Source organism: Pantoea sp. AS-PWVM4 (assembly GCF_000468095.1).
Taxonomy (GTDB): domain Bacteria; phylum Pseudomonadota; class Gammaproteobacteria; order Enterobacterales; family Enterobacteriaceae; genus Pantoea; species Pantoea phytobeneficialis.
Genome location: NZ_ASZC01000029.1, coordinates 17,014 through 40,378 on the forward strand (window position 1 = coordinate 17,014; position 23,365 = coordinate 40,378).

General features: G+C 55.7%; 18 protein-coding genes and 1 riboswitch. Of the genes, 11 read left to right on the forward strand and 7 right to left on the reverse strand.

From position 1 onward, the window contains the following. Positions 1 to 240: 240 nt before the first annotated feature. A complete protein-coding gene (pgi, locus tag L579_RS21575; RefSeq protein WP_036627968.1) occupies positions 241 to 1,887 on the reverse strand; it encodes a glucose-6-phosphate isomerase in 1,647 nt (548 codons plus the stop codon). Positions 1,888 to 2,305: 418 nt separating this feature from the next. Beyond that, positions 2,306 to 2,500, forward strand: a riboswitch (Lysine riboswitch). Positions 2,501 to 2,613: 113 nt separating this feature from the next. On the opposite strand from pgi, the gene lysC reads away from it, so the two are divergent. The 3 genes from lysC (at position 2,614) to panS (ending at position 6,020) form a co-directional block, all read left to right on the forward strand. After that, the gene (gene lysC, locus L579_RS21580; RefSeq protein WP_021186263.1) at positions 2,614 to 3,969 is read left to right on the forward strand and encodes a lysine-sensitive aspartokinase 3; all 1,356 of its coding nucleotides are present in this window, start codon (positions 2,614 to 2,616) and stop codon (positions 3,967 to 3,969) included. A gap of 262 nt (positions 3,970 to 4,231) precedes the next feature. Continuing rightward, entirely contained in the window at positions 4,232 to 4,924 is a 693-nt protein-coding gene (gene aqpZ, locus L579_RS21585) for an aquaporin Z (RefSeq protein WP_021186264.1), read from the forward strand. Positions 4,925 to 5,102: 178 nt separating this feature from the next. After that, on the forward strand, positions 5,103 to 6,020 hold the full coding sequence (gene panS / locus L579_RS21590) for a ketopantoate/pantoate/pantothenate transporter PanS (protein ID WP_021186265.1): 918 nt from the start codon (positions 5,103 to 5,105) through the stop codon (positions 6,018 to 6,020). An 85-nt stretch (positions 6,021 to 6,105) separates the two neighbouring features. On the opposite strand, the gene L579_RS21595 is transcribed toward panS, so the two are convergent. Further along, positions 6,106 to 6,699 (reverse strand): YhgN family NAAT transporter, encoded by a 594-nt coding sequence (locus L579_RS21595; RefSeq protein ID WP_021186266.1) that lies wholly within the window; start codon positions 6,697 to 6,699, stop codon positions 6,106 to 6,108. A gap of 221 nt (positions 6,700 to 6,920) precedes the next feature. Between L579_RS21595 and asd the strand changes: the two genes are divergently transcribed. Continuing rightward, the gene (asd, locus tag L579_RS21600; RefSeq protein ID WP_021186267.1) at positions 6,921 to 8,030 is read left to right on the forward strand and encodes an aspartate-semialdehyde dehydrogenase; all 1,110 of its coding nucleotides are present in this window, start codon (positions 6,921 to 6,923) and stop codon (positions 8,028 to 8,030) included. On the opposite strand, the gene L579_RS23890 is transcribed toward asd, so the two are convergent. Then, the gene (locus L579_RS23890) at positions 7,974 to 8,273 is read right to left on the reverse strand and encodes a hypothetical protein (protein WP_152521920.1); all 300 of its coding nucleotides are present in this window, start codon (positions 8,271 to 8,273) and stop codon (positions 7,974 to 7,976) included. The two genes, asd and L579_RS23890, sit on opposite strands and share 57 nt — an antisense overlap. Positions 8,274 to 8,382: 109 nt before the next feature. Between L579_RS23890 and glgB the strand changes: the two genes are divergently transcribed. The 5 genes from glgB to glgP all read left to right on the forward strand — a co-directional run bounded on the left by glgB (position 8,383) and on the right by glgP (position 17,815). Then, positions 8,383 to 10,566, forward strand: coding sequence for a 1,4-alpha-glucan branching enzyme (gene glgB, locus L579_RS21605; RefSeq protein ID WP_021186268.1), 2,184 nt, complete (start codon positions 8,383 to 8,385; stop codon positions 10,564 to 10,566). Continuing rightward, positions 10,566 to 12,545 (forward strand): glycogen debranching protein GlgX, encoded by a 1,980-nt coding sequence (gene glgX, locus L579_RS21610; RefSeq protein WP_021186269.1) that lies wholly within the window; start codon positions 10,566 to 10,568, stop codon positions 12,543 to 12,545. Before glgB ends, glgX begins: the two co-directional genes overlap by 1 nt. 10 nt (positions 12,546 to 12,555) lie before the next feature. Continuing rightward, entirely contained in the window at positions 12,556 to 13,851 is a 1,296-nt protein-coding gene (glgC, locus tag L579_RS21615) for a glucose-1-phosphate adenylyltransferase (protein ID WP_021186270.1), read from the forward strand. A gap of 61 nt (positions 13,852 to 13,912) precedes the next feature. Next, entirely contained in the window at positions 13,913 to 15,346 is a 1,434-nt protein-coding gene (glgA, locus tag L579_RS21620; RefSeq protein WP_021186271.1) for a glycogen synthase GlgA, read from the forward strand. Positions 15,347 to 15,367: 21 nt separating this feature from the next. Beyond that, the gene (gene glgP, locus L579_RS21625; protein ID WP_021186272.1) at positions 15,368 to 17,815 is read left to right on the forward strand and encodes a glycogen phosphorylase; all 2,448 of its coding nucleotides are present in this window, start codon (positions 15,368 to 15,370) and stop codon (positions 17,813 to 17,815) included. A 129-nt stretch (positions 17,816 to 17,944) separates the two neighbouring features. Here the strand turns inward: glgP and L579_RS21630 are convergent, their stop codons facing one another. Both L579_RS21630 and L579_RS21635 read right to left on the reverse strand, forming a co-directional pair. Beyond that, complete coding sequence (locus tag L579_RS21630) at positions 17,945 to 18,502, reverse strand: DcrB family lipoprotein (RefSeq protein WP_021186273.1); 558 nt, start codon at positions 18,500 to 18,502, stop codon at positions 17,945 to 17,947. Between the two features lie 117 nt (positions 18,503 to 18,619). Further along, positions 18,620 to 19,285, reverse strand: a complete 666-nt coding sequence (locus tag L579_RS21635) for a 7-cyano-7-deazaguanine/7-aminomethyl-7-deazaguanine transporter (RefSeq protein WP_021186274.1) — start codon at positions 19,283 to 19,285, stop codon at positions 18,620 to 18,622. 193 nt (positions 19,286 to 19,478) lie between these two features. On the opposite strand from L579_RS21635, the gene tusA reads away from it, so the two are divergent. Further along, positions 19,479 to 19,730 carry a sulfurtransferase TusA gene (gene tusA, locus L579_RS21640; RefSeq protein ID WP_021186275.1) on the forward strand — a complete coding sequence of 84 codons (252 nt, stop codon included), beginning with the start codon at positions 19,479 to 19,481 and terminating at the stop codon, positions 19,728 to 19,730. Positions 19,731 to 19,747: 17 nt separating this feature from the next. Here tusA and L579_RS21645 read toward each other — a convergent pair whose 3' ends face one another. After that, complete coding sequence (locus tag L579_RS21645; RefSeq protein ID WP_021186276.1) at positions 19,748 to 22,012, reverse strand: zinc/cadmium/mercury/lead-transporting ATPase; 2,265 nt, start codon at positions 22,010 to 22,012, stop codon at positions 19,748 to 19,750. Positions 22,013 to 22,106: 94 nt separating this feature from the next. Then, on the reverse strand, positions 22,107 to 22,736 hold the full coding sequence (locus L579_RS21650; protein ID WP_021186277.1) for a lysoplasmalogenase: 630 nt from the start codon (positions 22,734 to 22,736) through the stop codon (positions 22,107 to 22,109). Between the two features lie 164 nt (positions 22,737 to 22,900). Here L579_RS21650 and L579_RS21655 point away from each other — a divergent pair, with 164 nt between their 5' ends. Continuing rightward, positions 22,901 to 23,254 carry a DUF2500 domain-containing protein gene (locus tag L579_RS21655; protein WP_021186278.1) on the forward strand — a complete coding sequence of 118 codons (354 nt, stop codon included), beginning with the start codon at positions 22,901 to 22,903 and terminating at the stop codon, positions 23,252 to 23,254. Positions 23,255 to 23,365: the final 111 nt, after the last annotated feature.

Genomic DNA, 23,365 nt, shown 5'->3' on the forward strand with positions numbered 1-23,365 from the left:
TATGAGTAAACAAAAAGAATCTATTAATCATGATGATAGAGGAAAGATCAAACGTAAATAGATCCATGTTTTTTAGAGGTTAGTTCAATTCTCACACAAAATCTTCAGAATTTACCTAAGTCATTTTAAGAATTATCTAACCAATAATAGTCCAATAAATAACAAACTCTACCGGGTTATTGCATATTAGACGTAAAAAAGGCGGCCATATTGCCGCCTTATGACAAAACCCGAAAAAGATTAACGCCAGGACTTATAGCGATTAATTAAGCCATTGGTGGAACTGTCGTGGCTGGCAATTTTCGCGTCGTTCTCCAGCTCTGGCAGAATACGGTTTGCCAGCTGTTTACCCAGCTCAACGCCCCACTGGTCAAAGGTGAAGATATTCAGGATTGCGCCCTGGGTGAAGATTTTGTGTTCGTACAGCGCAATCAACGCACCGAGGCTGAACGGCGTGATTTCGCGCAGCAGGATGGAGTTGGTCGGGCGATTACCTTCGAACACCTTGAACGGCACGATATGCGCCACTGACTCAGCGGATTTACCGGCATCGGTAAACTCTTTCTCAACCACATCGCGTGCCTTACCAAACGCCAGCGCTTCGGTCTGAGCAAAGAAGTTCGACAGCAGTTTCGGATGATGATCCGCCAGAGCGTTATGGGTCTGCGCCGGAGCGATAAAGTCACACGGAATCAGTTTGGTGCCCTGATGAATCAGCTGATAGAACGCGTGCTGACCATTGGTGCCGGGTTCACCCCAGATGATCGGGCCGGTCTGGTAATCCACGGCGTTGCCGTCACGATCGACGTATTTACCGTTGGATTCCATGTTGCCCTGCTGGAAGTAGGCAGCGAAGCGATGCATATACTGGTCGTACGGCAGAATCGCTTCGGTTTCGGCACCAAAGAAGTTGTTGTACCAGATCCCGATCAACGCCAGCAGTACCGGCAGGTTCTGCTCGGCAGGCGTGGTGGAGAAGTGTTTGTCCATCGCGTGCGCGCCGCTCAGCAGCTGCTCGAAATTGTCGAAGCCGATGGACAGAATGATCGACAGGCCAATCGCCGACCACAGGGAATAACGACCGCCGACCCAGTCCCAGAACTCGAACATATTGGCGGTATCAATACCGAACTCACCGACCGCTTTGCCGTTGGTGGAGAGCGCCGCAAAGTGTTTCGCCACATGCTGCTGATCGCCCGCGGCTTTCAGGAACCAGTCACGCGCGCTGTGGGCGTTGGTCATGGTTTCCTGGGTGGTGAAGGTTTTGGAGGCGACGAGGAACAGCGTGGTTTCCGGGCTGAGATCTTTCAGCGTTTCAGCGATATGGGTGCCATCGACGTTGGAAACAAAGTGCATGTTCAGGTGGTTTTTGTACGGACGCAGCGCTTCGGTCACCATGAACGGACCCAGGTCAGAGCCGCCGATACCAATGTTGACCACGTCGGTGATGGCTTTGCCGGTATAACCCTTCCACTCGCCGCTGATGATGCGCTCAGAGAAGCCTTTCATCTTCGCCAGCACCGCATTCACTTCCGGCATCACATCTTTGCCATCGACCACGATCGGCGTGTTGCTGCGGTTACGCAGGGCGACATGCAGCACGGCGCGTTCTTCGGTGCGGTTGATCTTCTCACCAGAAAACATGGACTTAATGGCGCCCGCCAGATCGGTTTCTTTTGCCAGCGCCTGAAGTTTGTCGAGGGTTTCCTGGGTAATGCGGTTTTTTGAGAAATCCACCAGCATCTGATCATCAAAGGTGGCAGAGAATTTCGCAAAACGATCGGCATCCTGAGCGAACAGGTCGGCGATCTGCACCGATTTCATCTGGTCAAAATGCTGCTGCAGCGCTTTCCAGGCTGCGGTTTGTGTCGGATTGATATTTTTCATGGCAACACTCTTGTTGAAATAAAAAGAACTGTCATTCCAACCGGGCGCATCCAGCTGGCCCGGCTTGTTTAGCATTCTGGCGGCGACTTGTGCTGCCGCGACGGGTTTCAGTATGACCACAGTTGCTACTGAAAGGAAAAAAATTGTGATTTCGCGCGCTGTCCCCAAATCTCGTCCGGCAGAGGGGCTGCGATGATTCTGAAACATTTTCAGCAAAATCCGCTGTGGATTCCCTGTGCCGTATCAGGAAAAGGGCAGATGACTGGCCACCCGCCACTACTTTAGGCGGGAGTTCACCTGTCCGTTTGTTCTGCGATGCGCACGTCATGCCGTGAATGTGAAAAATCCTCAAACATCAGGCGTTGACAGCGGAACAATTAACCTATATTTATGTGCGCGCTACTTACGCCTCCGGGCGTAAGCCAGAAGAGGCGCGTCGCCCAGGCAGTGTGTTGGAGGAACCGTATCCGGGGATAACACATCAGGGGGTGCGACGCCGAGGTGGGGCAACACGCGGTGTGTTGTGCTGTCGGCTGCAGGGGCTGAATCCTCTGGGTTGTCACCAGAAACGTCCACAGTCGGACGTTTCGCAAGGTGAAGCGCTTCTGGGTGACTCGTCTCATGATCTTGTCTGCCCATTTCTGCTCTTCTCTTGTGCCAAGGCTGATAGAATGTCTCCCGTCCCAACAAAGCGGGAGAAAGATAACCTGACACGAGGTTCGTTACATGTCTCAAACTCTGATCGTGGCGAAATTTGGTGGCACCAGCGTTGCCGATTTTGATGCCATGAACCGCAGCGCCAACGTGGTGCTGTCCGATGCCAATACCCGTCTGGTGGTGTTATCCGCCTCGGCTGGCGTCACCAACCTGCTGGTATCCCTCTCTGAAGGCAAAGAACAAGCGCAGCGCGCGACTCTGCTGGATGAAATCCGCCGTATTCAATACGCCATCATCGATCGTCTGCAATCACCGGAAGTGATCCGTGAAGAGATTGATCGCATGCTGGAAAACATCGGCATGCTGTCGGAAGCGGCGGCACTGGCGACGTCCAATGCACTGACCGATGAACTGGTCAGCCACGGCGAACTGATGTCAACGCTGCTGTTCGTGGAAATTCTGCGTGAGCGCCAAATCAACGCCGAGTGGTTTGATGTGCGCAAAGTGATGCGCACCAGCGACCGCTTTGGTCGTGCGGAACCGGATGTGGCGGCATTGAAAGAACAATCCGCTGTGTTGCTGGCCCCGCGCACCGCCCAGGCGCTGGTCGTGACCCAGGGCTTTATCGGTAGTGAAAGCAAAGGCCGCACCACCACGCTGGGCCGTGGCGGTAGCGACTATACCGCTGCACTGCTGGGTGAAGCGTTGCAGGCAGTACGTGTCGATATCTGGACCGATGTACCGGGTATCTATACCACCGATCCGCGTGTGGTGCCTGCCGCCAAGCGTATCGATGAAATCACCTTCGAAGAAGCCGCTGAAATGGCGACCTTTGGTGCCAAAGTGCTGCATCCGGCGACGTTGCTGCCCGCAGTGCGCAGCGATATCCCGGTGTTCGTCGGTTCCAGTAAAGACCCGGCTGCGGGTGGTACACGCGTGTGCAACGAGACGCAAAACCCGCCGTTGTTCCGCGCACTGGCGCTGCGTCGTAAGCAAACTCTGCTGACGCTGCACAGCCTGAACATGTTGCATGCACGCGGCTTTCTGGCCGAAGTGTTCGCGATTCTGGCGCGCCACAGTATCTCGGTCGATCTGATCACCACCTCCGAAGTGAGCGTGGCGCTGACGCTGGATACCACCGGTTCCACCTCCACCGGAGACAGCCTGCTGACTCAGGCGTTGCTGACCGAACTCTCTTCTCTGTGTCGCGTCGAAGTGGAAGAGAACCTCGCGCTGGTGGCGATTATCGGTAACAACCTGTCGAAAGCCTGCGGTGTGGGCAAAGAAGTGTTTGGTGCCCTGGAACCGTTTAATCTGCGAATGATCTGTTACGGAGCCAGCAGCTACAACCTGTGCTTCCTGGTGCCGGGTGGCGACGCAGAGGAAGTGGTGCGCGCGCTGCATAAAAATCTTTTTGGCTGTTAAACGAATTTTTAAGCATGTATCGAGCCGGACAAGGTCCGGCTTTTTTTATTGATTAATTAATCTAAATAATTAATTAAGTCGCAAAATTTATCCGTATCCGCTCCAGTTTTTTCTCCCGTTCCGCTTAAATCCGCACGGCAAGCGCCTGTTTTGCGCTGGAATTGTGTAAAAAGCCCACTACGCTCACTGTGAACGGTTGTACTTCAGCAACCGCGAATGACAATTCTGACGCTAAATCATCAATCTTATTGAGGGAATCGCGATGCAAAAGTTCGTTGCAGAGTTCTTCGGTACTTTTGTTCTGGTGTTAGGGGGGTGTGGCAGTGCGGTGTTGGCCGCTGCGTTTCCACAACTGGGTATTGGCTTTGCAGGCGTGGCGCTGGCATTTGGTTTGACGGTGCTGGTAATGGCGTTCGCCGTCGGGCACATCTCGGGCGGGCATTTTAATCCGGCGGTGACCGTTGGGGTGATGATTGGCGGGCGTTTTCCGGCCAGCCTGGTGGTGCCCTATATCGTCTCGCAACTGCTGGGTGCCGTTGCAGCGGCGGCGGTGTTGTATCTGATCGCCAGCGGCAAGGCCGATTTTGATGTCGCCGCCAGTGGCTTTGCCGCTAACGGCTATGGTGAGCACTCACCCGGTGGTTTTAACTTGCTGTCGGGGATGATTAGCGAAACGGTCCTCAGCGCGGTGTTTCTGATAGTGATTATGGGGGCCACTGATAAACGCGCCCCGGCGGGGTTCGCGCCGATTGCCATCGGTCTGTCATTGACACTGATCCATCTGGTGAGCATTCCGGTGACCAATACCTCGGTGAATCCGGCGCGCAGCACCGGCGTGGCGTTGTTCCAGGGCGGTTGGGCGTTGTCTCAGTTGTGGATGTTCTGGCTGATGCCCATCATCGGCGGTGCAATTGGTGGTGCGATCTACCGCTTTTTACTGGAAAAAGCAGAGTAATTTCGGCCAATTTACCCGGATCGGCAGCAGCCGATCCGCATTTTCACTTCCAGCCTTACCTCACGATAACGAAATGTTATGATCCCGCGTCCGTCGTGGCAGCCGTTTCCTGCGCGACACTTTATCTGTGGCAATACTCCGCAATGACATAATAAAACCTGCATAAGGAAGTTCGTCCATGCTCGGCAAAATTACCCGCCTGTTCCCACTGTGGGCTGTACTGCTCTCGGTCGCTGCCTATTATTCTCCATCCACGTTCCTTGGCATTGGTCCGTGGGTGACGTATCTGCTGATGCTGATTATGTTTGGCATGGGCGTAACGCTAAATATTGATGATTTCAAACGCGTGCTGGTGCGCCCGGCTCCGGTTATCGCCGGTACGTTTCTGCACTATCTGGTGATGCCGCTGGCGGCATGGGGTCTGGCAAAACTGTTCCAGATGCCGCCGGACCTGGCCGCAGGTATGATTCTGGTGGGCAGCGTTGCCAGTGGCACCGCGTCGAACGTGATGATCTATCTGGCGAAGGGGGATGTGGCCTTGTCGGTGACCATCTCCTCCGTTTCGGCGCTGGTGGGGGTGTTTGCCACTCCGCTGCTGACGCGCTTCTATGTCGACACGCATATCCAGGTGGATGTGGTGGGGATGCTGCTCAGCATCGTAAAAATCGTGGTGATCCCGATTGGTCTGGGCCTGATTATCCACCACTCAATGAATAGCGTGGTGCGTCGCGTAGAACCTTATCTGCCGGCGTTTTCTATGGTGTGTATTCTGTTGATCATCAGCGCGGTGGTGGCGGGTAGCCAGGGCTTTATCGGTTCGGTAGGGCTGGTGGTGATTGTGGCGGTGATTCTGCACAACGCCATTGGCCTGCTCGGCGGGTACTGGGGCGGTAAGCTGTTCGGCTTTGACGAATCCACCTGTCGCACCCTGGCGCTGGAGGTGGGGATGCAAAACTCCGGTCTGGCGGCAACGCTGGGCAAACTCTACTTCTCGCCGCTGGCTGCGCTGCCAGGTGCGTTGTTCTCGGTATGGCACAACCTGTCAGGTTCCCTGCTGGCGGGTTACTGGTCAGGCAAACCCATAAAGAAAAAGTAAAACATGCACCCGTAGCGGCGCGATTTATCGCGCAAGGTTTTTCCTGCATCGCGCACCGAACCGCGCGATAAATTGCGCCGCTACGTTAAATCTTCAGGTAAGCGCGAATCCCATCCAGAAACATCTGCGTAGCCAGCATAATCAAAATCAACCCCATCAGACGTTCCAGTGCGTTGACACCTTTATCGCCCAACAGGCGCAAGAACAAGCCGGACAACAACAAAATCACCACTGTCACGCCCCAGGCGATCAACAGCGCGCCGACCAGATATGTCATTTGATTTGGGTACTGATGCGACAGCAGCATCAGGGTTGCCAACAGCGACGGTCCGGCCACCAGCGGGATCGCCAGCGGTACCAGGAAGGGTTCTTCCCCGGCGGGTAAACCGGTGCTGCTGCTCTCTGTCGACGGGAAAATCATGCGGATCGCGATCAGGAACAAAATGATGCCGCCGGAAATCGACACCGTCTCGGTGCGCAGATTGAGAAACGCCAGAATGCGTTCACCGGCGAATAAAAAAAGCAGCATTAACACCAGCGCAATCAACATTTCCCGGATGAGTACCACGCGACGGCGTTTAGGTTCCAGATGCTTCAAAACCGACATAAATATCGGTAGGTTACCCAACGGGTCCATAATCAGCAGCAATAATATGGTGGCGGAAATCATTTCAGTCATTTGTGTTAAACCATCCCTTTGCGGCGTTATACGCCGTTATTAGTTGCGCTGCTGAAAAAGTTAGCGCAATCGAATTAATTCACTTGCCAGAAGTGCAGCATTTTGTAGAGTTGAAGGTCATAGGTAAACCTGATTATTACGCAGACCAGCAGGTTAATCCGGTTGGTTTTTTCCCTCGCACCAGACAGGGCCTCTGAAGAAGCGCCCGAGACGGACAGAAAATGAAGAATGTAGGTTTTATTGGTTGGCGTGGTATGGTCGGCTCCGTGCTGATGTCCCGCATGAGCGAAGAACGTGATTTTGATGTGATCAATCCGGTCTTCTTCTCCACTTCGCAACTTGGCCAGGCTGCTCCGACCTTCGGTAGTAAGTCGACCGGTGCGCTTCAGGATGCTTTTGATATTGATGCGCTGAAGGCGCTCGACATCATTATCACCTGCCAGGGCGGCGATTACACCAGTGAAGTCTATCCGAAGCTGCGCGCCAGCGGCTGGCAGGGTTACTGGATTGACGCCGCTTCCACGCTGCGCATGAAAGATGACGCCATCATTATTCTTGATCCGGTCAACCATCAGGTGATTCGTCAGGGCCTCGACAGCGGCATCAAAACCTTTGTCGGCGGTAACTGCACCGTCAGCCTGATGCTGATGTCACTCGGCGGCCTGTTTGCTAACGATCTGGTGGAGTGGACCTCCGTGGCCACTTATCAGGCGGCGTCCGGAGGCGGTGCGCGTCATATGCGCGAGCTGCTGACGCAGATGGGTATGCTGCATGATCATGTGGCGAAATCGTTGCAGGATCCGGCTTCTGCCATCCTCGACATCGAACGTAGCGTGACTGACTTCACCCGTTCAGGCACGTTGCCAACCGATAACTTCGGTGTGCCACTGGCGGGCAGCCTGATTCCGTGGATCGACAAACAACTGGAAAACGGCCAGAGCCGCGAAGAGTGGAAAGGCCAGGCAGAAACCAACAAAATCCTCGGCACGCAGAAAGTCATCCCGGTTGATGGCCTGTGCGTACGCGTCGGTGCGCTGCGCTGCCACAGCCAGGCATTTACGCTGAAACTGAAAAAAGATGTGCCGCTGGCGGAGATTGAACAGCTGCTGGCTGCCCACAACGAGTGGGTCAAAGTGGTGCCGAACGACCGTGAAATCACCATGCGTGAACTGACACCGGCGGCGGTAACCGGCACGCTCACGACGCCGGTAGGGCGTCTGCGCAAACTGAATATGGGGCCGGAGTACCTGTCGGCCTTCACCGTCGGCGACCAGTTATTGTGGGGCGCGGCAGAACCGCTGCGTCGTATGTTGCGTCTGCTGGTGGATTAAGCTTAACGTTAAAACATGGCCGGGATTTTCCCGGCCTTTTTTGCATTTCAGGCTGCAACACTTAACCAAAATTTCGCCTGACAAGTGATCGGCTTCCCTTTTTTGCTCTCCCGAAAATAATTTTTTGCGATCCTCCCTGGCTTCTGCCAGCCCCAAGCTATGATTTAACAATGATGTGCCGGTAGTTGGTTGTTTTGCTTTCCGTACTGAATGGTTGTTGTACATAGCAAAGATTTTTTCCACGGACGGTCTCCTTCCTTGCTGTGTACTCATGGCTCAATGAAGAGCAGCGCATCTGATAAGGCTTTCACGTCTGACGCAGTTCGCCTGCCAAATGTCACAGGAAGAAATCATGTCAGAGCTTCCCGATCGCCAGGCGATCAATGCCCTGTTTGCGGGCAATTATTCCGATCCTTTTTCCCTGCTGGGAATGCACCAGACTGAGCAAGGTCTGGAAGTCCGGGCCTTGTTGCCCGACGCGTCAGAGGTGTGGGTGATAGAAACCAACACCGGGCGTAAATGCGCTCAGCTGGAGTGTTTTGACTCACGCGGCTTCTTCAGTGGCGTCATCCCGCGCCGAAAAAATCTGTTTCGCTACCAACTGGCGGTGAACTGGCACGGCCAGCAAAATCTGATTGATGATGCCTACCGTTTCGGGCCATTGCTGCAAGAGATGGATGCCTGGTTGCTGGCTGAAGGCACCCATTTACGTCCGTATGAAACCCTGGGGGCACATGGCACCACCCTTGATGGTGTCAGCGGTACGCGTTTTTCCGTCTGGGCACCCAATGCGCGGCGCGTGTCGGTGGTGGGAGAATTTAACTATTGGGATGGACGGCGCCATCCGATGCGTTTCCGCCGTGAACTGGGTATCTGGGAGCTGTTTGTCCCCGGTGCGTTCAACGGCCAGCTCTACAAATTCGAAATCATCGATGCCTTCGGCCAACTGCGTATCAAAGCCGATCCCTTTGCCTTTGAAGCGCAGATGCGCCCGCAAACGGCGTCGATGATCTGCGGCCTGCCGCCAAAAACCGAGATGACGGCGCAGCGCAAAGCCGCGAATGCCTTCGATGCGCCGATCTCCATTTACGAAGTACATCTGGGTTCCTGGCGGCGGCATACCGAGAACAACTTCTGGCTCAGCTACAAGGAGCTGTCGGAGCAGTTGGTCCCGTATGTCAAAGAGATGGGGTTTACCCATATCGAGCTGTTGCCGATTAATGAACATCCGTTTGACGGTAGCTGGGGTTATCAGCCGCTCGGCATGTATGCGCCGACTCGCCGCTTTGGCACCCGCGATGAGTTCCGCGAGTTCATCGCCAGTGCGCATGCGGCGGGCATCAACGTGCTGCTGGATTGGGTACCGGGCCATTTCCCCAGCGATGATTTTGGGCTGGCGAAGTTTGATGGCACCGAGCTGTATGAACACAGCGACCCGCGCGAAGGCTACCATCAGGACTGGAACACGCTGATCTACAACTTTGGTCGCCGCGAAGTGAGTAATTACCTCTCCGGCAATGCGCTGTACTGGCTGGAGCGCTTTGGTATTGATGGGCTGCGTGTGGATGCGGTGGCGTCGATGATTTACCGCGATTACAGCCGGGCTGAAGGTGAGTGGATACCCAACCAATATGGAGGCCGCGATAATCTGGAGGCCATCTCCTTCCTGCGTTATACCAACCGCACCCTGGGGCGAGCAGCGCCGGGCGCTGTCACGATAGCCGAAGAGTCCACTGACTATCCCGGCGTTTCGCGTCCACCGGAAGCGGGTGGTCTTGGTTTCTGGTTTAAGTGGAACCTCGGTTGGATGCACGACACGCTGGATTACATGAAACACGACCCGGTGCATCGCCGCTACCATCACCAGTTGATGACCTTCGGCATGCTCTACAACTACACGGAAAACTTCGTGCTGCCGCTGTCGCATGATGAAGTAGTACACGGTAAACGTTCGATTCTCGATCGCATGCCGGGTGATCCGTGGCAGAAATTCGCTAACCTGCGCGCCTATTACGGCTGGATGTGGGCCTTCCCGGGCAAGAAGCTGCTGTTTATGGGCGGTGAATTTGCCCAGGGCAAAGAGTGGAACCACGACACCAGCCTCGACTGGCATCTGCTGGAAGGGGCGGATAACTGGCACCACGGCGTGCAGCGGCTGGTACGCGATCTTAACCATACCTATCGCCACTATTCGCCGCTGTATCAGCTGGATTTCGACCCGCAGGGGTTCGAGTGGCTGGTGGTCGACGACCATGAAAACTCGGTGTTTGCCTTCGTGCGGCGCGATCGTGACGGCAATGAGGTGATTGTGGTCAGCAATTTTACGCCGGTACCACGTCCCCATTACCGCTTTGGCGTCAATCAGGCTGGTCGCTGGCAAGAAGTACTCAATACCGACCAGCATGACTACCACGGTAGCGATGTGCGTAATCATCAGGTACACACTGACGACATCCCGAGCCACGGTCGGGGACAATCCCTCAGTCTATCCCTGCCGCCACTGGCGACAGTCTGGTTGGTGCGGGAGGGAGAATAATGCTGGAGAGCGGGCAGCCCGCACCGCTGGGCGCAAATTACGATGGTCATGGTGTCAACTTCACGCTGTTTTCCCGCCATGCGGAAAAAGTGGAGCTGTGCCTGTTTGATCAGCACGGCGTTGAGCGTCGCTTCCCGCTGCCACAACGCAGTGGCGATATCTGGCACGGCTACTTTCCTGGGCTGAAACCGGGGCAACGCTATGGCTACCGCGTGCATGGCCCGTGGTCGCCTGCTGAGGGGCATCGTTTTAATCCGAAGAAATTGCTGGTTGATCCCTGCGCCAGAGCGGTGGTTGGCGATGTGCCGGACGATCCGCGCTTTTTCAACGGCACGACCCTGCCGGACAAGCAGGATAATGCTGGCATTGCGCCCAAATCACTGGTCATCGCCGAAGATTTTGACTGGGATGAAGACACGCCGTTGCGCACCCCCTGGGGGAAAACGGTGATTTATGAAGCGCATGTCCGTGGGCTGACTCAGTTACATCCGGAAATTCCGGAAAGACTACGCGGGACTTATGCGGCACTGGGTCATCCTGTTATGGTGAAGTATCTGCGCCATCTTGGTATCACGGCGCTGGAGCTGCTGCCGATTGCCCATTTTGCCAGCGAGCCGCGTTTACTGCGGTTGGGACTCAGCAATTACTGGGGCTACAACCCGGTGGCACTCTGGGCGGTCGATCCCCGTTACGCCTCCGGCGAAGACGGTTTGACGCCGTTGCAGGAGTTTCAGCAGGCGGTAAAAAGGCTGCATGCGGCGGGTATTGAGGTGATTCTTGATGTGGTGTTCAACCACACCGCCGAACTGGATGAGCTTGGCCCGGTGATCGCGATGCGCGGCATTGATAACGCCAGTTATTACTGGCTTAACGCGCAGGGCGAATACCATAACTGGACCGGCTGCGGCAATACGCTGAATCTCAGCGATGCTCAGGTGATGGAATGGGTGTTGGAAGGGCTGCGCCACTGGGTGCGCGATTGCCATATTGATGGCTTTCGTTTCGACCTTGCCTCGGTGTTGGGGCGTACGCCGGATTTCCGCCAGGATGCGCCGCTCTTCGCTGCCATCAAAGCCTGTCCGATTTTGTCAAAAGTGAAACTGATCGCCGAACCCTGGGATGTCGGTCCCGGCGGCTATCAGGTCGGTAACTATCCGCCAACCTTTGCCGAGTGGAACGACCACTTTCGCGATGCAACGCGGTGCTTCTGGTTACACGGCGGGCTGAGCAACGGTGATTTTGCCCGACGTTTTGCCGCCTCCAGCGATGTTTTTCAGCGTGCGCCACGTCTGCCGCACGCCAGTATCAATCTGATCACCGCACACGACGGTTTTACGCTGCGCGATGTGGTGAGCTTCAACCATAAACACAATCAGGCTAACGGCGAAGACAATCGCGACGGCAGCAACAACAACTTCAGCGATAACCACGGTCATGAAGGGCTGCATGTCAGTTTCGATGTTGTCGAGCGACGGCGGCTCAGCGTGCATGCGCTGCTCGCGACGTTGCTGCTGGCGCAGGGTACGCCGATGCTGCTGGCGGGTGATGAACGTGGTCACAGCCAGCATGGCAACAACAATGCGTATTGTCAGGACAACCCGCTGACCTGGCTGGACTGGCAACAGGATGATTCTGGACTGGTCGACTTCACTGCCGCGTTAATTCATCTGCGTAAGCGCATTCCCGCGCTCACGGCAGATCGCTGGTGGCAGGAGGGCGATGGCAACGTACGGTGGTTCAATGCCAGCGGCAAACCACTGGGGAATGAGGAGTGGGAACAGGGGACGCACAGAATGCAGATCCTGCTCTCCGGCCGCTGGTTAATAACAATTAACGCCACGGATGCGGTGAGTGACCTCGCCTTACCAGACGGAGAGTGGCGTGCCATTCCTCCTTTCGCCGGGGAAGATAACCCCATTTTGACAACTGTCTGGCACGGGCCCGCACACGGTGTGTGTGTGTTCCTGAAACAATCATAAGGAGTCAGACATGGTGAATTTAGATAGAACAGATCATCTGATGCTGGCACGCCAGCTTCCTACGCAGACGGTGGCGCTGATCCTCGCCGGAGGACGCGGCACACGCCTGAAAGACCTGACCGCCAAACGCGCCAAACCGGCGGTGCACTTTGGCGGGAAGTTCCGCATCATCGACTTTGCACTCTCCAATTGCCTCAACTCGGGCATCCGGCGCATTGGCGTGATCACGCAATATCAGTCACACACGCTGGTGCAGCATATCCAGCGCGGCTGGTCGATTTTCAACGAAGAGATGAACGAGTTTGTTGATCTGTTGCCCGCACAACAGCGCTTCTCCACTGAGCACTGGTATCGTGGGACGGCGGATGCGGTAACGCAAAACCTCGACATCATTCGTCGGTATAACGCCCAGTACATCGTGATCCTCGCCGGGGATCATATCTACAAAATGGATTATTCGCGCATGCTGCTGGATCACGTCGATCGTGGTGCCAAATGCACCATCGCCTGCTTGCCAGTGCCGTTGGAGGAAGCCACTGCCTTTGGCGTGATGGCGGTGGATACCGAGAACAACGTGGTCGATTTTGTGGAAAAACCGCCTGTTCCCCCCTCAATGCCCGGCGATGACAGCAAGGCGCTGGCCAGTATGGGGATTTATGTCTTTAACGCGGATTATCTCTACCAGCTGCTGGAAGAAGACGCCCAGATACCTGAGTCCAATCACGATTTCGGTAAAGATTTGCTGCCGAAAATTGTGGCCAGCGGCGACGCCTACGCGCACTCCTTCACCCTGTCCTGCGTGCAAAGCGACGAAGCTGCCGAACCCTACTGGCGCGATGTCGGAACGCTCGAAGCCTACTGGCGCGCCAATCTGGATTTGGCCTCCGTCACACCGGAACTGGACATGTATGACCACGGCTGGCCGATCCGTACCCATATGGAGCCGCTACCACCGGCGAAGTTTGTGCAGGATCGTTCCGGTAGCCACGGTATGACGATGAACTCGCTGGTTTCTGGCGGGTGCATTATCTCGGGCTCCGTGGTGGTGAACTCGGTACTGTTCCCGCGCGTACGTGTGAACTCTTTTTGCAACATCGATTCTTCGGTACTGCTGCCCGATGTGGTGATTGGCCGCTCCTGCCGTCTGCGCCGCTGCGTGATTGACCGCGCCTGCGTGCTGCCGGAAGGCATTGTGATTGGCGAAAATCCCGATGAAGACAGCCGCCGTTTTTACCGTTCAGAAGAGGGCATCGTGCTGGTGACGCGCGCCATGTTAGCCAAACTGGCGGGTGCCGTTGGCCGGTGACGAAAAAGCACACAGACAATCGACGCGTGGAACGCGAGCGATATCACAAAAGGGGTCCAGGATGCAGGTTTTACATGTCTGTTCAGAACTTTTCCCGTTGTTGAAAACCGGCGGGTTGGCTGATGTTGTCGGCGCTTTACCGCAGGCACAAATTGCCGGTGGTACGGATACGCGGGTCTTACTTCCCGCGTATCCTGACCTGCGTAGAGGGATTCCGGATACGGAAGTGGTGGCGGAGCTGCCAACCTTTGCTGGGTTTGTTCGCTTACTTTTTGGACATTTCAACGGTGTTGGCATTTATTTAATTGATGCACCGGGATTGTATGAACGTCCGGGAAGCCCGTACCACGATGAATCACAGTTTGCCTACGTCGATAACTATCTGCGCTTTGCGCTGCTCGGCTGGATGGGCTGTGAAATCGCCTGTGGACTGGACACCTTCTGGCGGCCAGATATCGTGCATGCGCATGACTGGCATGCCGGGTTAACCTGCGCCTATCTGGAGGCGCGAGGCCGCCCGGCGAAATCGGTGTTTACCGTGCATAACCTGGCGTATCAGGGGCTGTTTTCAGCGCGCCATATGGAGGAGATCCAGTTACCGCGATCATTCTTCAACATGCATGGCCTGGAGTTTTATGGGCAAATTTCTTATCTCAAAGCTGGCCTGTTTTATGCAGATCATATTACGGCGGTCAGCCCGACTTACGCGCTGGAGATCACCCGCCCGGAGTTTGGCTATGGTATGGAAGCGCTGCTGGCGCAGCGTCTGCGTGAAGGACGGTTAAGTGGCGTGTTGAACGGTGTTGATCCGGCGATCTGGGACCCGACGCATGACCTGCTGCTGACCGCGCGTTACGACCGGGACACGCTGGAGAGCAAGGCGGAGAACAAACGTCAGCTGCAAATTGCTATGGGCTTGAAGGTCGATGACAAAGTACCGGTATTTTGTGTAATCAGCCGCTTAACCCGGCAGAAGGGTCTGGATTTGGTGCTGGAAGCGCTGCCTGGTTTACTGGCGCAGGGCGGCCAGTTGGTATTGTTGGGGCAGGGAGATGCCGAATTACAGCAGGGATTTCTGGCGGCGGCGGCTGAGCACCCCGGCAGCGTTGGCGTGCAGATTGGCTATCACGAGGCTTTCTCGCACCGCATTGTCGGCGGCGCGGATGTGATTCTGGTGCCCAGCCGCTTTGAACCGTGTGGCCTGACACAACTTTATGGTCTGAAATACGGCACGCTGCCGCTGGTACGCCGTACCGGTGGTCTGGCGGATACGGTGAATGACAGTTCGCTGGAAAACCTGGCAGATGGGATCGCCAGTGGTTTCAGCTTTGAAGACAGTAATGCCTGGTCGCTGCTCAGAGCGATTCGGCGCGCTTTTGTACTGTGGTCCCGTCCTTCCCTCTGGCGTTATGTTCAGCGTCAGGCGATGGGGATGGATTTTAGTTGGCAGGTGGCAGCACAAGCCTACCGCGATCTTTATCAACGTTTGCTGTAATGAGAGATTGGGATACTTGATATGAACGCACCTTTCACCTATGCCTCACCCACCCTGACGGTTGATGCGCTGAAGCACTCGATAGCCTATAAACTGATGTTTACCATCGGTAAAGACCCTTCCATCGCCAATAAGCACGAGTGGCTCAACGCCGCGCTGCTGGCAGTGCGCGACCGCATGGTGGAACGTTGGCTACGTTCCAGCCGGGCGCAATTGTCGCAGGATGTACGTCAGGTGTATTACCTGTCGATGGAATTCCTGATGGGCCGCACCCTGGGCAACGCGCTGCTGGCGATGGGTATTTACGACGATCTCAATCAGGCGCTGGATGAGATGGGGCTGGATCTCAGCGAACTGATGGAAGAAGAGAACGATCCCGGCCTTGGCAACGGTGGTCTGGGACGTCTCGCCGCCTGTTTCCTCGATTCACTGGCGACCCTCGGCCTGCCGGGGCGTGGCTACGGCATCCGTTACGATTACGGTATGTTCAAGCAGAATATTGTCGACGGCCAGCAGCGCGAATCGCCGGATTACTGGCTGGAATATGGTAACCCGTGGGAATTCCAGCGTTTTAACACCCGCTACAAAGTGCGTTTTGGTGGCCGTTTGCAACACGAAGGCAGCCGGGTGCGCTGGATCGAAACCGAAGAGATCCTGGCCATTGCGTATGATCAGATCGTGCCCGGTTTTGATACCGATGCCACCAACACGCTGCGGTTGTGGGGCGCGCAGGCCAGTAACGAAATCAACCTGGGTAAGTTCAATCAGGGCGATTACTTTGCCGCCGTGGAAGATAAAAACCACTCGGAAAACGTGTCGCGTGTGCTTTATCCCGACGACTCCACCTATTCCGGTCGCGAGCTGCGTCTGCGCCAGGAATATTTTCTCGTCTCCTCAACGGTGCAGGACATCCTGAACCGTCACTGGCAGATGCACCAAACCTGGGACAACCTGGCGGATAAAATCGCCATCCATCTCAACGATACCCACCCGGTGCTGGCGATCCCCGAACTGATGCGGTTGTTGATTGATGAGCAGAAATTTTCCTGGGACGATGCGTTTGAAGTCACCTGCCAGGTGTTCTCCTACACCAACCACACGCTGATGACTGAGGCGCTGGAAACCTGGCCGGTGGATATGATCGGCAAGATCCTGCCGCGTCATCTCAGCATCATCTTTGAAATTAATGATTATTTCCTGAAAACCATTCAGGAATACTATCCGGATGACTGGGATCTGATGTCACGTATCTCAATCATTGATGAGAACAATGGCCGCAAGGTCCGTATGGCATGGCTGGCGGTGGTGGTCAGTCATAAGGTTAACGGTGTTTCCGAACTCCACTCCAACCTGATGGTGCAGTCGCTGTTTGCCGATTTTTCTCGTCTGTTCCCGGGACGTTTCTGTAATAAAACCAATGGCGTCACACCACGCCGCTGGCTGGCTCTGGCTAACCCGGCACTTTCAGAAGTCCTGGATGAGGCGATTGGCCGCAACTGGCGCACCGACCTTAGCCAACTCAGCGACCTGACGCCGCAAATCGATTTCCCGGCGTTTATTGAGCAGATCGCCGATGCCAAATTTGCCAACAAAAAACGCCTGGCGGATTGGGTAGCAAAAAACCTCGATATTGTGCTGGACCCTCATGCGCTGTTTGATGTGCAAATCAAACGCATCCATGAGTACAAACGCCAGCTGCTGAACGTGTTGCACGTTATCACCCGCTACAACCGCATCAAGGCCGATCCCGATGCAGATTGGGTACCTCGGGTGAATATTTTTGCCGGTAAAGCGGCCTCCGCCTATTACATGGCGAAGCACATCATTCATCTGATCAACGATGTCGCGAAGGTGATCAACAACGATCCGCAGGTGAAAAACAAGCTGAAGGTGGTGTTTATCCCTAACTACGGGGTTAGCCTGGCGCAGATCATTATTCCGGCGGCGGATCTCTCCGAGCAGATCTCCACGGCGGGTACGGAGGCTTCCGGCACCAGTAATATGAAGTTTGCGCTCAACGGCGCGTTAACGATTGGTACGCTGGATGGGGCCAACGTCGAGATGCGCGAACATGTCGGTGCGGAGAATATCTTTATCTTCGGTAACACCACGCCGCAGGTCGAGCAGTTGCGCAAAGATGGCTACAACCCCCGTAAATACTACGAAGAGGATGAGGAGCTGCATCAGGCGCTGACGCAGATTGCCAGTGGTCTGTTTAGCCCGCAGGATCCAGGTCGCTATCGTAACCTGTTCGATGCGCTGGTGAACTTTGGCGACCACTATCAATTGCTGGCGGATTATCGCAGCTACGTGGATACCCAGGATAAGGTGGACAAACTCTATCGTCAGCCGGATGAGTGGCAACGACGTGCGGCGCTGAATATCGCTAATATGGGCTATTTTTCGGCGGATCGTACCATTCAGGAGTATGCCGATGAGATCTGGCATATTTCGCCAGTGAGGTTATAACGACACGTTAATTTGTAGCGGCGCGATTCATCGCGCAAATGATTGTAGCGGCGCAATTTATTGCGCGTGCTTTCAGGCTCAAGTTACTACGGCCAAAAAGACGCGCGATAAATTGCGCCGCTACGCGTGTTATTTCAGCGTGATGCTTTTCACGATGCTGTCGGCATCGCTCTGCGCCTGCTGCTGATTATCCGCTGGCAGGGTAATTTGCAGGGTCAGCAGTTTGCCGTCGACCTTCGCCAGAATCACCGAAGACCAGGAGGTCTGGTGGTTGGCAGAAATCACCGTATCCAGCTGCTGGGCCGGTTGATCGCTCAGCGTTACCGCTTTGTTCGATACCACCTGCAACTGCGGATCGCGGTTGCGTTGCTGCTGTTCCAGACGCTGGGAGAGAGAATCCAGCGCTTCATTGGTTGGGTCACCGGCAATCACGATAATCGCGCGCGCGCCGGTTTGATCGGCGTAGACATGCATGTTGGCGGATTCTGTACCCAATTTGCCGCTCTTATCCGACATCCCCGCAGGCAGGGTAAAGCTCAGTTTGCCATCCAGCAGACTCACCGTCTGGGTTGACTGGCTGGCAGTGGCGCCGTTGTCCGCCGCTGCCGCGTCATCTTTTTTCTGGTCACAGGCCGCGAGGCCAAGCACCAGCAGGCCAATGCCCGCATATTTCACTAAGTTACGCATTCTTTTCCCTATAACAAGATTCCAGTCCGCGATTATCAAATCGGAATCGGCGGTCAAAAGCAACCGCCGGTTTGTCAGGAAATCTTAGCGTGGGTACGGCGAGGGTACTACGTAGAATTAACCGAAATTGAGCTGACGCTGGGCCGAACGCTCAGCCAGACGCTTCAGGGTTGCGTTCAGCAGTACGCCATAGGCTGGCAGGAAGAAAAGCATGCAGATCATTACTTTGAAGCTGTAATCCACCAGCGCGATTTCCACCCAGTGCTGAGCCATAAACGGGTCCGGACTTTTGTAGAAGGCGATAAAGAAGAACGCCAGCGTATCGCTGATATTACCGAGGAACATGGCTGCGCCGGGTGCAATCCACCACTGCGGCAGACGACGCAGACGGTTAAATACATGTACATCCAGAATCTGTCCCAATGCATAGGCCATAAAGCTGGCACTGGCGATACGGGCCACGAACAGGTTCACTTGCTCCAGTGACGCCCAACCCTGCCATTCGCCCTGATAAAACACGCAGGAGACGATGTAAGAGATAAACAACGCCGGCACCATCACCGCCAGAATAATGCGTCGCGCCAGTGGCGCGCCAAAAATACGCACGGTGAGATCGGTCGCGAGGAAAATAAACGGAAAGCTGAACGCACCCCAGGTGGTGTGGAAGCCAAAAATGGCCACCGGCAACTGCACCAGATAGTTACTGGAAGTGATCACCAGCAGATGAAACAGCGACAGCCAGAACAGCGCATGCATGCGCTGACGCGGAGAAAAAGCGATCATGTTGAGCCTTTTTAGTGTTGGGGTGAGGGAACCCAGTACCGCAGTTTGCTGCGGTGGTTAATAAAAAATCGGCGGCATCTTATCGCGTTGTGCGATTTATGCAATGGTTAATATTAACGCAATCGTTATCGCCTTGCGCTGATGATTTAGCGCGCTAGAATGAGCGCCCTCCCTTGAAAACAGACAGAGAATCATGAGCGATCCCTTTTCCGCGCCGGACCACACCCTGGATGCACTTGGCCTGCGCTGCCCGGAGCCGGTGATGATGGTGCGCAAAACCGTGCGCCAGATGCAGGCGGGTGAAACCCTGCTGATTATCGCCGACGATCCGGCGACCACGCGTGATATTCCCGGCTTTTGCCGTTTTATGGAGCATACGTTGCTGGCACAGCAGACGGAAAGCCTGCCGTATCAGTACCTGATCCAGAAAGGCGCGGACGCCTGAGGGCATCCGCGCGCAGCTTAACGTGAACGCAGCAACCGCAGCGCATTGGCAGTCACCAGCGCGGTGGCACCGGAATCCGCCAGCACTGCCAGCCACAAGCCGGTAAAGCCGAGTAGCGTGGTGACGAGGAACAAGGCCTTCAGCCCCAGCGCCAGCGCGATATTCTGACGGATAATGCGGCGGGTACGGCGTGCCAGCGCCACGGTACGCGGCAGAATCGCCAGCCGGTTTTGCGTCAGGGCCGCATCGGCTGCTTCCAGTGCAACATCGGTGCCGCTGCCCATCGCAATCCCTATGGTAGCGGCTTTCATCGCCGGGGCATCATTGATGCCATCGCCAATCATTGCCAGCGATTGTTGTGCATCCAGATCGCGTACCGCGGCAACCTTATCAGCAGGCAGCAGGCCCGCGCGATAATCAATCTCCAGGTCTGCGGCGATGGCGGCGGCAGCACGCGGATTATCACCGGTCAGCATCAGGCTGCTGACACCGAGTTGTTGTAGCGCCGCTACGGCGCTCGCGGCCTCGCTTCGTAACTTATCCTGCAACGCCAGCACACCCAGCGGGCGGGCATCCTGCAACAGCACCACCACGGTTTTGCCTTCGGCTTCAAGCTGCGCGATGGTTTGCTGCTGATCCTCAAGCAGGTTTTTCACTTCGCGCGGGGCCAGCAATTGATAGCTGATGCCCGCAATCTGCGCTGCAATGCCGCTACCGGGCAACGTACGTTGATCGCGGGCCTCAGGCAGGGAAAGCTGGCGACGGCTGGCTTCCGCGACGATAGCCATTGCCAACGGGTGACTGGAGCCAAGTTCCACCGCTGCGCCTGACGTCAGCAAGGTTTCAGGTTGGGCATCACCAAAGGGTACCACGTCGGTCACCTGCGGCTTACCCTCGGTCAGGGTGCCGGTTTTATCAAACGCCATGATGGTGACGCGGCTGAGTCTTTCCAGCGCGGCTCCCCCTTTAATCAGCGCTCCCTGACGTGCCGCAGCAGCCAGCCCAGAGGTAATAGCTGCCGGGGTAGAGATCACCAGTGCACAAGGGCAACCAATCAGCAGCAGCGTCAAACCTTTGTAAATCCACGGCAGCCAGTCGCCGCCAGCGAGCAGCGGCGGTAGCGTCATCACCAGCAGCGCCAGCAGCATAATCGCCGGTGTGTAAAGGCGGCTAAAGCGATCGATAAAGCGTTCGACCGGTGCGCGGTGGCTTTCTGCTTCCTCAATCAGTTGCAGGATACGATCAATAGCGCTGTGGCCGGGTTCCGAGATCACTTGTAGCGTTACCAGACGGTCGACGCTGGTGGCTCCGGCCATCACTGTCTCACCAGGTTGGCGTGCTACCGGCAACGATTCGCCGGTCAATGCGCTTTCGTCAAAGCTGGCAGCGCTGGCAAGTAACTCGCCATCGGCAGGCAAACGGCCACCCGCAGCCACTTCAATGACATCGCCGGGGCGTAAATCCGCCAGCGCGACTTGTTCACGCTGTGCACCACGCACGCGGGTAGCGGTATCCGGGCGCAGCGCCATCAGCGCGGTCACACCACGACGGGCGCGAGTGGCGGCATAGGCTTCCAGCCGTTCGCCCAGCAGGAACAGCAGCAAGACCATCGCGGCTTCGGCATGGGCGCCAATCACCAGCGCACCGCCAGCGGCGAGGGTCATCAGGGTTTCGATACTGAAAGGGGAACCGCTACGTAGCAGACGCCATGCGCTGCGGGCCACCGGCAGCAGGCCGACTAAGGTGGTCACAACAAACAGGCGATCGCCCCAGACCGGAGCAGCCATGCTGAGGAGCCAACTGGCGAGCATCAATAGCGCCAGCAGCAGCAATCCGGCATTTTCCCGTAAACGGCCTGGTTGGGGTTGTGGCTCGGTGGAGGTCAGGCGGAAACCGGCATTTTTTACCGCCTGTTCGATCGCCGGACGGATATCATTTTCAGCGTCAACCACCAGTTTCTCGCTGGCGAAGATGACACGGGCGTTGCGCACCTGCGGCAGTTTTTGTACGGCAGTTTCGATTTTGCGTGCGCAGCTCGGGCAATCCATCCCGGCAATTTGCCAGCGGAATTGTTGGGTGTCAGGGCCGGACCTGTCGCTCTCTTCGTCGGCGTCGCCACCGCCGGGACTGCCGTTATCGCAGCAGCTACAGTTGCTGTCCGGCGTGACTGGCTGTGCGGCGGAAATCTGTAACGTCACCGGGCGCGTGCGGCTAATGCCACAAAGTGGCTGCGGTTTGCTATGGCTTTTACCACAACGACAGGCGTGGGAATGTTGATGCATGTAACCTCCGGATTCAGGGACGGACAAAGGTCCGTACCCTGATGCTACACTCTGGAGTGCACTCCAGAGTCAAGCGTTGGAGCTTACTTTTTCTTCAATTGAGCCACAAAGAACGCACGATCATAAAATGACCGGCAAAGTAGCAGGCGGCAACGATGGCACTATCCGGGCTGTAACGACGACGATAGTGGGTGATAAACCAGACGATATTCGCCAGCAGCAGCAATGCGGCACCGACCATGAGTGAGAAGCTGTAATCCGTCGGGCGGAAGAAGTAATTTTCAGCGGACATCCAGGTCATGACCAACGTCATGCCGATAAAGGTGCACACCGGCCAGCGCAACTCTTCCAGCTTGCTCCAGATGATGGCAATCAAGAGCACGCCGATAATCAGCAGCGTTAGTGGTACCGGCCAGAAGAAGCTGATCGTCATATGCGCGGCAAAGCTGATGGTGTAGAGCAGATGCGAGAGGAAGAAAGCCCCCAGCGCATACAGCATCTGCTGGCGAGGCAACAGCGTCAGCGCATCGCCAACCAGCGTAGCGACCAGGCCGGCAAGAATCAGGTAATCGGTGGGGTTAAAGGTAGGCGCTTGCCAGGCCCAGGCCACCAGCAGCAACAGGGTGACGGGTTTAAATAACCAACGTTGCCACTGCGGGCCGCGGTAAGTTGCATCGACATAGAGCCAACCGGAAAAAAGTACGGCAAGGAAAGACCAAAGCATGTTTTCTCCCTTTTCTGGACGTGATGTCCGCCAGTCTGATGAATTTTCCCAAAAACGCGATCCCAGTGTAAGTTACCGGCGGTGAATGTGACAATCGGGCAACTCTGGTTGTATGCTTGGGCCTCTTTACCTTTCCGACATTAACGCAAAGCACGAGAGAAAACATGAGCAAACCACCGCTACTCTTTTTTATCGTTCTGGCGATTATTGCTGTTTTGGCGACCCGTCAGTTTATCAAGCAACGCCGTGAAACGGCGGTGAACGATGCTTCCCCGATCCAAACCCTGAGTGTAGAAATCAAAACCAAACGTGAGTATCCGTCACCCAATCGCCGTTCGCGCCAGCGTGAAGTGATTGCCGGGGAAGATATGCGTTATGAAGCCTGGTTTCACCCGCTGAATGGCGCGGGCGATTTCAAGCTGGTCGTCAATGCCGGGGATTATCATCAGATGGATAAAGGGGTGAAGGGCGAGCTGAAAATGCAGGGCACCCGCTTTGTGAGTTTCACTCCCCTGTAACGGCGCGATTTATCGCGCCGCTTGTATCTTGAAGTTGTAACTGGTTAGCTACCCGTTACACGAAACGGAGGCAGCTTGTCGCGCCGCTTAAGACTCGATCTTGTGCCGTAG

Bases quoted from the DNA above. Each gene is read 5' to 3' on its own strand.
- L579_RS21630 (WP_021186273.1), bottom strand. From the start codon at position 18,502: ATGCGTAACTTAGTGAAATATGCGGGCATTGGCCTGCTGGTGCTTGGC.
- lysC (WP_021186263.1), top strand. From the start codon at position 2,614: ATGTCTCAAACTCTGATCGTGGCGAAATTTGGTGGCACCAGCGTTGCC.
- tusA (WP_021186275.1), top strand. From the start codon at position 19,479: ATGAGCGATCCCTTTTCCGCGCCGGACCACACCCTGGATGCACTTGGC.
- glgP (WP_021186272.1), top strand. From the start codon at position 15,368: ATGAACGCACCTTTCACCTATGCCTCACCCACCCTGACGGTTGATGCG.
- L579_RS21655 (WP_021186278.1), top strand. From the start codon at position 22,901: ATGAGCAAACCACCGCTACTCTTTTTTATCGTTCTGGCGATTATTGCT.
- L579_RS21645 (WP_021186276.1), bottom strand. From the start codon at position 22,012: ATGCATCAACATTCCCACGCCTGTCGTTGTGGTAAAAGCCATAGCAAA.
- panS (WP_021186265.1), top strand. From the start codon at position 5,103: ATGCTCGGCAAAATTACCCGCCTGTTCCCACTGTGGGCTGTACTGCTC.
- asd (WP_021186267.1), top strand. From the start codon at position 6,921: ATGAAGAATGTAGGTTTTATTGGTTGGCGTGGTATGGTCGGCTCCGTG.
- L579_RS21650 (WP_021186277.1), bottom strand. From the start codon at position 22,736: ATGCTTTGGTCTTTCCTTGCCGTACTTTTTTCCGGTTGGCTCTATGTC.
- L579_RS21635 (WP_021186274.1), bottom strand. From the start codon at position 19,285: ATGATCGCTTTTTCTCCGCGTCAGCGCATGCATGCGCTGTTCTGGCTG.
- glgB (WP_021186268.1), top strand. From the start codon at position 8,383: ATGTCAGAGCTTCCCGATCGCCAGGCGATCAATGCCCTGTTTGCGGGC.
- glgC (WP_021186270.1), top strand. From the start codon at position 12,556: ATGGTGAATTTAGATAGAACAGATCATCTGATGCTGGCACGCCAGCTT.
- glgA (WP_021186271.1), top strand. From the start codon at position 13,913: ATGCAGGTTTTACATGTCTGTTCAGAACTTTTCCCGTTGTTGAAAACC.
- aqpZ (WP_021186264.1), top strand. From the start codon at position 4,232: ATGCAAAAGTTCGTTGCAGAGTTCTTCGGTACTTTTGTTCTGGTGTTA.
- glgX (WP_021186269.1), top strand. From the start codon at position 10,566: ATGCTGGAGAGCGGGCAGCCCGCACCGCTGGGCGCAAATTACGATGGT.
- L579_RS21595 (WP_021186266.1), bottom strand. From the start codon at position 6,699: ATGACTGAAATGATTTCCGCCACCATATTATTGCTGCTGATTATGGAC.
- pgi (WP_036627968.1), bottom strand. From the start codon at position 1,887: ATGAAAAATATCAATCCGACACAAACCGCAGCCTGGAAAGCGCTGCAG.